The sequence below is a fragment of the Rhizobium sp. Root149 genome (assembly GCF_001427345.1).
Taxonomy (GTDB): domain Bacteria; phylum Pseudomonadota; class Alphaproteobacteria; order Rhizobiales; family Rhizobiaceae; genus Neorhizobium; species Neorhizobium rhizoryzae.
Window position 1 is genome coordinate 508,063 of record NZ_LMGD01000012.1, and the last position, 12,884, is coordinate 520,946.

Annotated in this window: 8 protein-coding genes; 5 read left to right on the forward strand and 3 right to left on the reverse strand. The window is 59.6% G+C overall.

The genetic code is table 11. The features are described from left to right. Window positions 1-109: 109 nt before the first annotated feature. Window positions 110-7,891: a hypothetical protein gene (locus tag ASD54_RS09305; protein ID WP_062554297.1), complete on the reverse strand. Its 7,782-nt coding sequence runs from the start codon at window positions 7,889-7,891 to the stop codon at window positions 110-112. Between the two features lie 518 nt (window positions 7,892-8,409). Here ASD54_RS09305 and ASD54_RS09310 point away from each other — a divergent pair. Further along, complete coding sequence (locus ASD54_RS09310) at window positions 8,410-8,724, forward strand: Hpt domain-containing protein (RefSeq protein WP_244484734.1); 315 nt, start codon at window positions 8,410-8,412, stop codon at window positions 8,722-8,724. A 108-nt stretch (window positions 8,725-8,832) separates the two neighbouring features. Then, the gene (locus ASD54_RS09315; RefSeq protein ID WP_062554778.1) at window positions 8,833-9,153 is read left to right on the forward strand and encodes a 2Fe-2S iron-sulfur cluster-binding protein; all 321 of its coding nucleotides are present in this window, start codon (window positions 8,833-8,835) and stop codon (window positions 9,151-9,153) included. Window positions 9,154-9,792: 639 nt separating this feature from the next. On the opposite strand, the gene ASD54_RS09320 is transcribed toward ASD54_RS09315, so the two are convergent. After that, on the reverse strand, window positions 9,793-10,371 hold the full coding sequence (locus ASD54_RS09320) for a DUF922 domain-containing protein (protein WP_244484735.1): 579 nt from the start codon (window positions 10,369-10,371) through the stop codon (window positions 9,793-9,795). 176 nt (window positions 10,372-10,547) lie between these two features. Between ASD54_RS09320 and folP the strand changes: the two genes are divergently transcribed. The 3 genes from folP to folK are packed head-to-tail and all read left to right on the forward strand — an operon-like array spanning window position 10,548 to window position 12,266. Beyond that, window positions 10,548-11,390: a dihydropteroate synthase gene (gene folP / locus ASD54_RS09325; RefSeq protein WP_244484736.1), complete on the forward strand. Its 843-nt coding sequence runs from the start codon at window positions 10,548-10,550 to the stop codon at window positions 11,388-11,390. Continuing rightward, the gene (gene folB / locus ASD54_RS09330) at window positions 11,387-11,752 is read left to right on the forward strand and encodes a dihydroneopterin aldolase (RefSeq protein WP_082547159.1); all 366 of its coding nucleotides are present in this window, start codon (window positions 11,387-11,389) and stop codon (window positions 11,750-11,752) included. The genes folP and folB overlap by 4 nt, the downstream gene beginning before the upstream one ends. A 7-nt stretch (window positions 11,753-11,759) precedes the next feature. Continuing rightward, the gene (gene folK / locus ASD54_RS09335; RefSeq protein WP_082547160.1) at window positions 11,760-12,266 is read left to right on the forward strand and encodes a 2-amino-4-hydroxy-6-hydroxymethyldihydropteridine diphosphokinase; all 507 of its coding nucleotides are present in this window, start codon (window positions 11,760-11,762) and stop codon (window positions 12,264-12,266) included. Here folK and ASD54_RS09340 read toward each other — a convergent pair whose 3' ends face one another. Next, the gene (locus ASD54_RS09340) at window positions 12,267-12,827 is read right to left on the reverse strand and encodes a hypothetical protein (RefSeq protein WP_062554301.1); all 561 of its coding nucleotides are present in this window, start codon (window positions 12,825-12,827) and stop codon (window positions 12,267-12,269) included. Window positions 12,828-12,884: the final 57 nt, after the last annotated feature.

The following is a 12,884-nucleotide window of genomic DNA, read 5'->3' on the forward strand; positions in this document are numbered from 1 at the left end:
TAGCGGGAAACCCGGACCACTGGGTTTGGCCTTGCCAACCAATCCTGAAACGACAACAGCCGCCTCATGGGGCGGCTGTTTTGCATTTATGGTCCGGTCTCTCTTGCGATCAGCTGTTGAAGCGTCCTGCCGCGTGAGCAAGCATTGTATAGACCTTGCCGGTATCGGAGGTCAGGTAGCTCTGCGTCACGGTACGATCACGGTCGGTGCGGGCAACATCGGAAAGAAGCTTTTCGAAGTCGGCGATATAGCGGTCTACTGCGACACGGAATTCCGGTTCCCGCTGATACTTGCGCTGGATCTCATCGAACGTCTGCTGCCCCTTCAGTGTGTAAAGCCGACGGGTGAAGACATCGCGTTCGCCACGCTGGTAACGACGCCACAGGTCGACGGATGCATCATGGTCGATCGCGCGGGCGATATCGACGGACAGTGAATTCAGCGATTCAACCATATGACGGGGATTGCGGCTATCGCCATTGCGTACCGGCTGCTCTGCCGGGCGCGCCTGGGTACGCTGAACCGGGCGTTCCTCGTGGCCATCATCGTCGCGCGACGCGCCGCGAAGGAGGTCGCTGATCCAGCCACCGGTCTGCGTTGCCTGCGCAGCAGATTCAGGACGCCGCTGAGCCGAAGCCGATGGGGACTGAGGTTGAACCGGGGCCTGTGGCGGTGCCGGACGATCTATGGGCAGGCTCCCGCGCAGCCCGCCGCCGAAGTCGTCATAACGCGGTGTGGGCTGTTGAGGTGCAGCCGGCGCACGTTGTGTCATCCGCTCTGGCTGGGGCTGAGGTTGCGGTTGTGCTTCGATACGTTGCTGCGGCTGCGCTTCCGGACGAGCTACCTGAGCGCGCGGTGGGGCGGGCATGGGTGCAGGCGCCGGGGCAGGTGCCGTTGTTGTGACACGGGCAGACGGGGTCGTTGGCCGCGAGACTTCAAGCGACTGGCTGGAGCGCCCAACCAGCGCCGAAATATCCTGCAACGCCTTGATCTGCTCGGAGACCGCACGGCGCATGGCAGCAGCGCTTTCCTTTGCTTCTTCAGGAAGATCGAACGCGCCGCGCTTCAGTTCGCTGCGCGTATCATCAAGCTCGCGGCGAATATCCGACGAGGCACGGCGGATTTCATCGGTGGCACCGGCAAAACGCTGTACGGCCTCTTCCACGGACCGGCGCAGGCTGTCGCGCATATGCTCCGCGGTCGCATCGGACTTGTCCGCCGCGTCTGCCAACACCTTCTCGACATCCGCCAGCGAACCGGCGATTCCACCGCGCATACGATCTGCCAGCAGGCGTGAACGCTTCTCGGCTTCCGACAGGGTTCCTTCGATGGCCTGGGTTGCCTGTTCGCTGGCACTCATCAGGACGTTGCGCATGCCCTCTGCCGTCTGGGCGGCTTCTCGCTGGGCTGCATCGAGGTTGCGGCTGATATCGGTGAACGACGACTGGAGGTTCTGGCGGATGGTGCCGCCAACCTCTGCGGAACGTTCTTCGACACGCTGCAGGGCACCTTCCACGATAGTGGAAATGTTGCGCATGTTCGTTTCGATCTCTTCCGAGCGCTGAACAAGGCCGGAGGAGAGGGCGCGCAATGCATCCTGACGTTCGGTCAGGGTGCTGGACAGGTTCGACTGGGCGGCAGACAGAAGCTCCGAAGCCTGATCGAGCACGCGCGTGTATTCGTCGAAACGACCGACGATGCTGCCAACCTGACCAAGTGTGTGGCCAGAGATGTGGGTGAGCCGATCGACGTTGTTGTCGAGCAGACGGCTGGAGCTTGCGACCATATCGGCAGCGTTGGAGGAGCTTTCGGTGAAGCGGGCTGCCGCAGCGTCGAGTTTCTGATCGGCAGCCGCGAGACGTGCCGAGGCCTGATCGACCGTGACGCCGATCTCGCGAGCGGCCTGATCGATCAGCGAGGAAATGCCAGTATTGCTGGCTTCCAGACGGCTGACGAGATCTTCGACATTCCGCAGCAAACCGCTTTCGAGGTTGCGGACGGTGCCTGCCGCCATCTGTGTGCGTTCGGTGATCGCGGCCAGCGTTTCATTCGTGCGTGCCGTGATGGCTTCGACGATCGACGCGCTTTCCTGACGGACCCGAACGCTGCTGCCTTCCGCAGCTGCGGAGACGCGGCTTGCGCCTTCTTCCGCGGCGGCAGCAAGACGTTCCGCGGCCGAACGGCCGGTTTCCGCATACTGGTTCACAAGCGGACGAGCCTGCTCCTCGATGAGACGCGAGAGCTCTGCCGAGCGAGACGCCAGCATGGAGTTCAGGTCGCGGGTGCGGTTATCAAGGTTCGCCCGGATCGCTTCGCCACGCGCTTCCAGAGCCTTGTCGACGGCCTCGATCGCAGTGTTGATGTCATCCGCGGTCTGGTTGAGTGTGGCACGCAGTTCGGCCCCACGGTTGACCATCGTCTGATCGACAGACTGCAATGTGCCCTCGATGGAAGCAACCGTCTGGCTAAGCTTGCCGCGAATGGTTTCGCCCCGTTGATCCAACTGCTGCTGGGCCGCATCAAGCGATTCATTGATGGTGCCGACCTGCTTTTCAACGAGAGATCCGGCTTCGGCAACCTTATGCATGATCGAGTTGCCAGCTTCAGAGAACGCCTGTGCGACGGCAGCAGCTTGACCCGCAAGGCGGTTTTGCGTTTCACCGATGCGACCGGCGATTTCATTCGAGCGCTCTTCCAGCGCACGCGCGAATTCCTCGTTCTTCGAGCCAAGCTGTTCGGAAAACTGAGCGCCAGCCTTGGTCAAGGCCTCGGAAGCCTGGAGCGCTTCTGCATCGAATTCGCGCGCAGCCGTTCCAATTGCATCGCGCAGGCTTGTCGCCAGCGATGCGGCGCGGCCTTCGATCGTCTTGCTGACATTCTCGAGACCGATGCCGATAGCGCGGTCCATCGTCGAAAGACGCTCATCGACACGGGACGTTCCGGTCGCGAAGGTGCTGTCGAGTCGGTTCGACGCATCGCCTGCAATTCGCTCGAAATCGGAAACGCCCTTCGTGACGGTTTCACTCAGACGGTTGACGCTCTCGGTGCTGACGCGCTCGATCTCGCTCGTGCGTTCGGCCAGACGCTGCGACAGATCCTGTCCTGCCAGCTCGACCAGTCCGGTCACATCATCGATATGGCCACGGATACGCTGCTCAACACCGCCGAAGGTGGTTTCTATGCGGTCGCCTGTCTGGGCGAGGGACGATTCAACGCCGCTCACCGTCTGCTGGACCCGCGACGACAGGGTCTCTGCGGAACTCTCAATCTCGGTCGCCGCAGAACTGAGACGTTGCGTGATGGTGCCAGCCGTATTGCGGAGCCGCTCATCAAGGCTGGAACCTGCGGCCTCGATCTGGCTGCGAAGCTGGTCAGCCTGGTTCTCGAACGACATTTCGAGCATGCCAACGCTTGTGGCTACCGTAGCGCCGATCGACATCGACTGATCGGTCATCAGATCGCTGAGGCGCGTTTGCGCATTGTCCAGCGTAGAGTTTATCGCGCTTTCGCTGTTCTGCAGCGTGTCGCGCAAACGATCATGGCCGGTATCGAATGCCTTGGCGAAGTTCTCCGCGGCGGAATCGACAACCGTCGAGATCTGCGCCTGGCCACTGCCGATCACGTCGGTGACACGTGCAATGCCGGTATCCAGGCTACGTTCGATGCTTGAGGTGCTGGAGGCCAGCGCGTTGTCGATCCGCTCGGCAGCTGTGCCGACGGTCCGATCAATGGCTTCCGCGCCGGTATAGAGCGTCCGGGCAATCTGGTCATGGCGGCTGGCAAGCGTTTGGTCAAGCCGCTGCTGGTTGTCTTCGTAGGCAGAACGGATGGCTTCCGCCCGCGAGGAGAAGCTCTGTTCGATACGCGCGTCGGCCTGCTCGGCCGTCGACATCAGCGATGCTGCCTTTTCCTCGAACAGCATCGAAAGACGATCTTCATTCAGCGCAAACGTGGTGCTCAGAGAGAGTGCGCGGTCATCAAGCGATTCGCCGATCCGCTCGCCAGCGCCACTGACGATGGAACCGAGTTCCTCGACGCGGCGACCGAGTTCGCTCTCAATCTGCTGGTGGCCTTCGGTCAAGGTGCGGGATACTCGCTCGGTTCCGCTGTGGAGAAGGTTGCCAAGCCGCTCCTCACCCGTCGAAAGTGCAGTCGCGAAGGCCGTGGCGCGGTCGTCCAGAACAGAGGTGATCTGTTCGCTGGCGTTTCCGAGAGTGCCGGACAGCTGATCGACACGGCGTTCCAGATCCGAATCCAGCTGGCGATGACCGTCCGACAGGGTGCGAGCCATGCGCTCAGACTGGGTATCCAGGACCGAGCCCAGACGATCCTCGGCCAGCGAAAGGGAGGTGCCGAGCGCCAGAGTACGATCGTCCAGGACATCTGCGATACGCTCGCTTGCACCAGAAACCGTGTTTGCCAGCTGCTCGACCTGTTGCCCCAGGCCTGTTTCAATCCGATCCCGCGCTGTTGCCAGTCTGCGCTCCGCAGTCTCCACATGCTCATCCAGAACCTGTGCGAGCCGATCTTCGCCGAGTGTCAGCCCGGTCGACAGAGCGAGCGTGCGGTCGTCCAGTGTTTCTGCGATACGTTCCGACGCGCCAGCGACAAGCCCGCCGATCTGGTCAAGACGGCTGCCGAGATTCTCTTCAATTCGCCGATGCGCAGATAGAAGGCGACCTTCGGCATTGTTGGCATGATCTTCGAGCGCCTGTGCGAGCCGATCTTCGCCGAGTGCCAGCCCGGTCGACAGAGCGAGCGTGCGGTCGTCCAGTGTTTCTGCAATCCGTTCCGACGCGCCAGCGACAAGACCGCCAATCTGGTCAAGACGGCTGCCAAGGTTCTCTTCAATTCGCCGATGGGCAGACAGAATGCGGCCTTCGGCATTGTTGGCGTGATCTTCAAGTGCCTGGGCAAACCGATCCTCGCCGAGAGCGAGACCCGTCGTCAGCGTCATGGCCCGATCGTCAAGCGCTTCGGTAATGCGTCCGGTGACACCCTCGACCATTTCGCTGAGTTCGCCGATTCGGCGACCGACACCGGCTTCCAGTTTTTCCTGCGCCTGCACCAATTTGCGCTCGGCGGCATCCGTGCGCTCGTCAATAGCGCCGGTGATGCGATCTTCGCTGAGCGACAGGCTGGTGGTCAGGGCAAGCGCATGCTCGCCCATGGAATCCGCAATGCGATCACCAACTTCGCCGACCAGAGTGCCGAGTTCATTCACGCGCTGACCGAGGTCGCCCTCGATCTTCTGATGAGCCTGCGACAGAACCCGCGATGCCGATTCCGTATGCATCTCGATCGCTTGTGTCAGGCGATCCTCGCCAACGGAGAGGCTGGTCGTCAGGGCCATGGCCTTGTCGTCTAACGTGTCTGCGATCCGATCGCTCACGCCGGTCACCAATTCGCCCAGTTCGCCCATGCTGCGGGACAGGTTGGTTTCGATGCGGCTTTGACCCTCGCTCAGGACGCGCGACATTCCGCTGATGCGCTCGTCCAGAACATTGGCCATGCGGTCCGGTGCATTCAACACAGCAGCTTCGAGAGCCGTGGTGCGAGTGGTGATCGTGCTCTGGAAGCGCGCTTCGCTTTCCTGAAGTGCGGAGGTGAGCGCTTCGCCGCGTTCGTTCAGAACGGTCTGCATCCGCTCGTGCGCATTGGCGACATTGTCCGTAATGACGGCACTATGTGCCGCAAGAGCGCTCGCCATTTGCAGGTTTCGGTCATCGAGGTCCTCGATCAGAGCGGCGCTTCGGCTTTCCAACGTCTCCGACAGACCGCGCGTTCTCTCTTCAAGGCCGCCGAGGAGCGCCTGCTGATGCGAGTTCAGTGTCTGTTCGAGGCGCTGGTTGTTCTGGGCGAGGGCGGTATCAATCGTTGTCTGGCGTTGATCAAGTTCTGATGTCAGAGCCGCGGCCCTGCTGTCGAAGGTATCCACCAGCGCCGTGCGGCGCGAATCGAGCATTTCCGTCAGGATGGCGGTCCTGATCTCGAGACCGTCCGACAATTGGCCTGCGGTCTGGCTAAAGCTCTCCGTCACGGCGCGACCGCGTGTCTGAAGATCGTCGATCAGGACGCGACCGCGTGTTTCAATTCCTTCATTCAGAACACGGTTACGTTCTTCCAGCTCAGCAGTCAGCTTGCGGGTCCGGTTATCGAGCACATCGCCCAACTGGCTGGAGCCGCGCTCGAGCGAGCTCTCCAGAACCTCCTGGCTGGTGCTCAGCGTCGTCGCGATCGAAAGCGAATGATCGGTCAGGGTTGATCCAAGGCGCTCGATACTGGTCGAAAGAATGCCCTCGATGGAGTCGGATCCGCCGTTTACCGTTTCGCTGATGCGGGCGAGACTCTCGGTGAGCTTTGAGGCGAGCGTGCCGGAACGCTTGTCGAAGGCTGAGGTGAAATGCTCCAGTCCGTCATCGAACGTGGTGCTCAGCTGGCCAATGGAAGCCTGCAGCCGATCCTCGAAGAGACCTGTTCGCAGGTCGAGATCCATGATGGCGTCATCTGCCGCGGTCTGGAGGCTCTGGCGGAAGCTTGCGCCCTTGTCTTCCAGCGACTGGTTCAGAGACTTGAGGACGGTATTCAGGGAGCCGGTAATCTGGCGCTCGCCGCCTGTCAGGCTCTCGCTGATCTCGCGGGTACGGGTAACCAGCGTCTCGTTGAGCAGGCGGGTGCGCTCGGCAAGCGCGGCATTGAGCTTTTCCGTGCTCGCGTCGAGCGTCGAGGCACGGGTTTCAAAATCCCGCAGGATTTCACGGCCACGAGAGGCAAGCGTGGAATTCAGGTTTTCAAGGCGGCTGTCGAATTCATTCGCCAGGCTGGAGCCGGACGCTCCCAGCGCCTTGACGAGACTTTCCGTCTTGGCGGCCAGAAGCGTGCTCAAAGCTTCTCCTGCTGCGTTTGAACGCTCCATGAGCGTCGCCGCGCGGGTGTCGATCATCGACGCGAAGGCTTCGCCGGAGGTCGCAAGGCGAACGGCGATTTCCTCCGTTGCCAGCGACAGGTCTTCCTTCAACTGATCATGGGCGCCGACGATGGACGAGCGGATGCGTTCAGCGTGATTGACGATCGCGTCGCGCTCCGAGCCCAGTTCATGCACGAGACCGCGTACGCGAAGCTCGTTGTCGGCATAGCTACGCTCCAGCGCGCTGACTTCCGAGTGGACAAGCGTTTCCAGTTCCGTGGCACGGGCAATGGTCCGCTCGATGCCTTCGTTCATGGCAGAGACTTCGCGCCGGACGGCCTGACCGACCGACATGATACGTTCGGATGCAATCGTCTCGGGTTCGGCAAGCCTGAGTGCGACTTCCGCCATCGAGCGTGCGGCGTTTCGCAGATCCTGTGCGCGCGCCATCATGATCGCGAAGGCGAAGAACAGCATGATCGGCACAATGATGCCGACGATCACGGCCAGAATGCCGGGACGCGATACGACGTCCGCCGTGGAGCCTACATCCCAAAGAGCGCTGCCGAAGAGGAGTTGTGCGAGGCCCAGACCTCCAACGGCCCAGAGGACCGAAATGATTGCCGCGTTGCGGAGCGCCGAACGCATCGAGCCGCTCTCAAGCGATCGCATGATGGCAGAGGTCGTACGCCGACCACTATCATTTGCCGGCGCGAATGCGGGCGACTTTGGTGCCACCGGCTCGGAGCCGCCTTTGAGGTTCTCCTGAAACTGGCCCGATCCGCCTCCGGAGGTCTTCTGCTGCGATGCTGATGAACGCTGCTGCGGTGTTTCTGGCACCGGCGCCTCCTGGGCAGATGATGATAACTTTCGACGCGGCGCTGCCTTGGGCTCCGGCTCATCGTTGAAGTCGATTTTCAGCGCATCTTCCAGTGCCTGGAATGCGGTCTCGTCCATCGACTCGCTGTGCGGATTCTTTGCCATGCAGGTTACGCCTCGTTACATACTCGTCCGGCCGATTGCGGTATACGCCGTTGTGCCGCTCGCGAAACCATCAATCAAGCCAACGGCTCTGCGCAGAAAACCTTGCAAAAGCCGCCTATTCACTTCAGTCCGTACCTTCCTTGCAAACAGGACTTAAGAAAGGCTTGGTCCAATAATTTAGCAGTTGAGAGCGTCATGTTCACACCTGCTGTAAGCGTACTGTAGTGGCACATTACCGCGTGTTAGACAATTCAGCCTCCCCAGTGTGGATCAACAGCGGGTTGTTGTTAACAGTTTTTAAACCGGATCACGGATCGATTCCCGTTAATTTGGTAGCGCTTAGCGCAAATTAACCATAAGCAAAGAAATAGCGTCGCTGCTGTGCCGAAATTAAACCGAACTCCATCCTGTTCCTTCTTGATGTAGGCTGATCGTAAAGGCCAAGGCAAAAGAGGTATCGGGACATGGCATCGGCAAGCATCGCATTCGAAGCTCCTTCGCTGGAAAAGCACGGTCGCATGAGCTCGGGAAGTCCAATTGATCTGGTGCATCTTGCCGTACAGACCATGGGCGACAAGGCGCTGGAAGACGAAATACTGAACCTGTTCGCGCGGCAGGCGCGCGCCGCCCTCCATGACATGGCGGTTGCCGAAGGCAAGGCACTTTCCGATGTTGCTCATCGGTTGAAAAGCGCAGCGTCCGCTGTCGGTGCGTTTCGAGTTGTCAAGCATGCCGAGGCGCTGGAAGCCAATCCATCCGATGCAGGGCATCTTGCTTCCATCAGCGCCGCAGTCGTTGAGGCCGAGAACTTCATTTTGAAATTGATGCGCTGATCTGAAAGCCTTCGATCAAGGCTCGATTGATTAAGCCCAGATCTCGTTGACTGAGGCGGAGAATTGTCGGAAGACATCGCCGCCTCTTTTTGCATTCGGGAAACAGCCATGACAAAAATTACCATCGTTGCCTTTGACGGAACTCGCTTTGAACTGGACGCGCAGCCAGGTTCGACTGTCATGGAAAACGCTGTCCGCAATTCGGTTCCGGGCATCGATGCCGAATGCGGCGGTGCCTGCGCCTGTGCCACCTGTCATGTCTATGTCGACGATGCCTGGACTGCCGCGGTTGGCGGACCAGCTCCAATGGAAGAAGACATGCTGGATTTTGCGGCCGATGTCCGGCCTAATTCCCGCCTTTCCTGTCAGATCAAAGTCACGCCGGAGCTTGATGGGCTGGTCGTGTCTGTTCCGGAGCGTCAAGGCTGATCGAGATCAGCTTTTCTGTCTGGTGTAAGCGCGCAAAAAAATGCCTCGCCGCGGATTTTGCAGGCGAGGCCAAGGCGGGCGTATCACCATAAGGCAAGGGAGGAGTCACCTTCGGTATCCGGATACGCCGGGAGAACAGGGTCATTCGCGAACTCGGGAAAACAATGACACGTCATGTGCCGCAGGGGTCAGGCACGTAAAACAAGGGTGCAGCGAACTGCGCAGGTTTAGTGCTCACTGCGGAGATATGCTCCGCGCACCGGAAGCTCATTCAAGGGCTCCGTGATCGGAGCGTCCTCGGGCAAAGTTGACGCAGTCATCATCGAGCCAACGCGTCATTGCCGGGAAGTCTGGATCACCCAAAGACGGTGCATGTCCCGGGTGGCATTCAGTGTTGTGGGCGTTGCCGCATGCGCCGCCTCGCATGCGGCAACGGGACCATAACTTCCAAAGACGTCTCGTGTTCGTCTCTTTCAGTGAGGCTTAATGTAGCCGTTAACTGACGCAAACTCTATTGGAAGTTTTCACCGATCAATCACGGCATGTCACGCAAGCTTGACGCAAGCTTCGATGCTGATTCGTTTGTATACAGTTGCTGGCAGGGCAGGGTTGTAATTGGGCTGATTGGATGCCTGAATTTCAATTCGCGGCTGCTGAACGGTTCTTCAGCAGCCGCATCATGCGAGAATCGAAGTTCTTCGACTCGATGATGTCGAACTGGAGCTGATCGCGATCATGATCCTCGATCATGCTCTTGGTCAGGCGACCGACTTCGCTTTCGAGTTCCTTGCATGTCTTGCGGGAACCAAGAGACTGCAAACTGTTCTCCAGTTTTCTCGCATAGCCACGCGCAATTTCGGCATGCCGTTCCTCATGTCGCTTGATATCGGCCGAGAGCGTATCCCAGATCAGGCCAAGCGTGTCTGTCGCTTGTCTGCGATTGACCCAGCGGGGCAGGGTAATATGGGTCTTCAGCGTGACGTTCACGTCGCCGATCGAGCAGTTCCGATCTGTTTCGAGATATGTCACTTCACCGCCAAACTTGATCTGCGTGGCGCCGGGGTGTCTGAAACCCGTCGAGCGGGTCAGTGGGCCATGCTTCTGGAGCTGATTGTCCAGATCGTCTGCCGTTCGCCCGCTGATCGAGAAATAGGAATAGGTCTTCGTGATGCGTGGACTTGCGCCAGCGAGCAGTGGAACAAGCAGAACGACGAGCATTGCGCCGAAAACGCTACTGATGCGGCGGGCGACCAACATTCTGTGCCTTATTGAGATTGCAGTTGGCGGAAGCTTGGGGCATAGCCGTCGCCATCGCAACAGCGCGAGCGCGAAAATTTTCGTTACCCAAGGCTATTGAGGCAAACGTGATATCTCCCGGCAACAGACTATGGACAGTGGGAAGAGACCGGACACTGCCACTGGGTCCGACAGGACATCTGATGGCGATCATCAACGTGACGCCCGATTCCTTTTCGGATGGCGGTCGCCACATGAATGTCGATGTAGCCGTAGCCCATGCGCTCAAGGCGGTTGAGGAGGGTGCGGTCATTCTGGACATCGGCGGCGAGTCGACCCGGCCAGGTGCAGAGCCGGTGACGCCGCTGGAAGAGCAACGCCGCATTCTCCCGGTTATTGAAGCGCTGGCGAACAGCACGGATTGCCTGATCTCGGTAGATACTTACCGGGCCGAGACCGCAATGCTTGCGCTGGAAGCGGGTGCTCATATCGTGAATGACGTGTATGGTCTGCGCCATGACCCTGCCATGACAACGGTGGTTGCCGAAACCGGCGCAGGGCTCATCATGATGCATACCGGGCGCGGTCGCGAAGCCGAAAAACTTGCCGACGTCATCGACGATCAGCGCTTCTTCTTCTCCCGGCAAATGGATGTTGCTGCCAAGGGCGGTATTGACCGAGACCGCATCATTCTTGATCCAGGTTTCGGTTTTGCCAAGGACCGGGACGAGGATTTTTCGCTCATGGCGCGCTTCGAAGAACTGACCAGCCTCGATATGCCGCTTCTTGTTGGGACGTCCCGCAAGCGCTTCATCGGGTTCACGACGGGCCGAGATCAGGCCGATCAGCGGGACGTTGGAACAGCGGCGACCACGGCAATGCTGAGACTGGCGGGGGCTTCCCTGTTCCGGGTTCATAATGTTGCCGTCAATCGCGATGCACTACGCATGGCGGATGCCGTACTGCAGGCGCGCGGCGCCGATACGGAGACGGACAATTGAACATCTACACGATCACCCTCAAGAACTGCGCTTTCTTTGCGAGGCATGGTGCGATGGCGGAAGAAGCCGTTCTTGGACAGCGCTTTTTCGTGGATGCCGAGCTGGACGTGCCGGCGAACGCTGCGTTGACCGAGGACGATCTGGACGCCACCATGCATTATGGCCATGCCTTTGCGGTGATCGAGGAGGTCATAACAGGAACGCGGCGCGCTTTGATCGAGGCCTTGGCGCAGGATGTGGCACTGGCACTCTGTGCGCGATTTCCGATGATACGCCGCGCGGCCATCACCGTTCGCAAGCCGAGCGTGCCGATCCCCGGAATTCTGGATTATGTCGAGGTGCGCGTTGAGCACCGGCCCTGATTCCCGAATGGTGCAGGCAAGCATCGGCCTTGGAGGCAATCTCGGCGATCCGATCAAAGCCATGGCCGAAGCGCTTCATGCTTTCGACCAGCATCCGGATTGCTCCCTGACAGGTGTGTCCCGTCTCTATCGAACACCACCATGGGGAAAAACGGATCAGGCCGATTTCTTCAACTCCTGTGCGGTGCTGCGCACCAGCCTGGAGCCGCTCGCGCTCTTGGAGTTGTGTCTCTCAATCGAGAAAAGCATGAAGCGGGTTCGCATCGAGCGATGGGGTCCGCGGACCATCGATATCGATGTGCTGACCTATGGTGATGCCGTCATCGATGTCGAGGGGCTGGAAGTTCCGCATCCGCGCATGACGCAGCGCGCCTTTGTTCTGAAGCCGCTTGCAGATCTGCTGCCTCACCACATCGTGTCTGGAAAAACGGTTTCGGCCTGGTTGAACCAGGCCGACAAAGCAGGCATCGAGATCGAAAGCCGAGACGGCAACTGGTGGCTAAGCCACCGGTGACTACTCGTTTGCTGCGATGGCGCCGACGGCCATCTGGTCCGTATCGCGTTTCAAGGCTAGCCCGATGACTGGAACCATCTCGTCCTCGACCTTGACCGAGATCGTGATGTTCATCGCATTGTCATCCTGCATGCGGGCGATCATGGCGCCATTCAGCTTTGCACGGTTGATACCAACGACGATCTTGTCGCCATTCACTGCGCCTGACACAATATCAAGGCCCTTGCCAGCAGCGCCATCAAGGAACTGTCCCTTGTAGGAGCCGCCCGCCTGCTTGATGACGGCGGACATTGGCTGCTTGAACACGCCTACCCGGCAGGTGCCATCCAGCTTGATACCGGCATCGCCATCCTTGTTGGGTTCGCCAGTCAGGTTGCAGGTGAATTTGGTACCCTTGTACTTGCCTGCAACGATCTCGCCCGGACCTGACCAGACGCCAGATGCAGTCTGGAAGAAGGCCTTATCGCGAGACCCTGCATCTGCGAAGGAATGCGAGGCAACGAGCGCGATGCCTGCAATGAGAAAAAGCCCGCCTTTGGGCGAAAAGAAGCGCGAGACCATTTGACTTTCCTTGGGCGAGCAGCGTCCTGAACTGTCTTAACCATACGTCGGGATGGT

Bases quoted from the DNA above. Each gene is read 5' to 3' on its own strand.
- ASD54_RS09305 (WP_062554297.1), bottom strand. From the start codon at position 7,891: ATGGCAAAGAATCCGCACAGCGAGTCGATGGACGAGACCGCATTCCAG.
- ASD54_RS09310 (WP_244484734.1), top strand. From the start codon at position 8,410: ATGAGCTCGGGAAGTCCAATTGATCTGGTGCATCTTGCCGTACAGACC.
- ASD54_RS09315 (WP_062554778.1), top strand. From the start codon at position 8,833: ATGACAAAAATTACCATCGTTGCCTTTGACGGAACTCGCTTTGAACTG.
- ASD54_RS09320 (WP_244484735.1), bottom strand. From the start codon at position 10,371: ATGCTCGTCGTTCTGCTTGTTCCACTGCTCGCTGGCGCAAGTCCACGC.
- folK (WP_082547160.1), top strand. From the start codon at position 11,760: ATGGTGCAGGCAAGCATCGGCCTTGGAGGCAATCTCGGCGATCCGATC.
- ASD54_RS09340 (WP_062554301.1), bottom strand. From the start codon at position 12,827: ATGGTCTCGCGCTTCTTTTCGCCCAAAGGCGGGCTTTTTCTCATTGCA.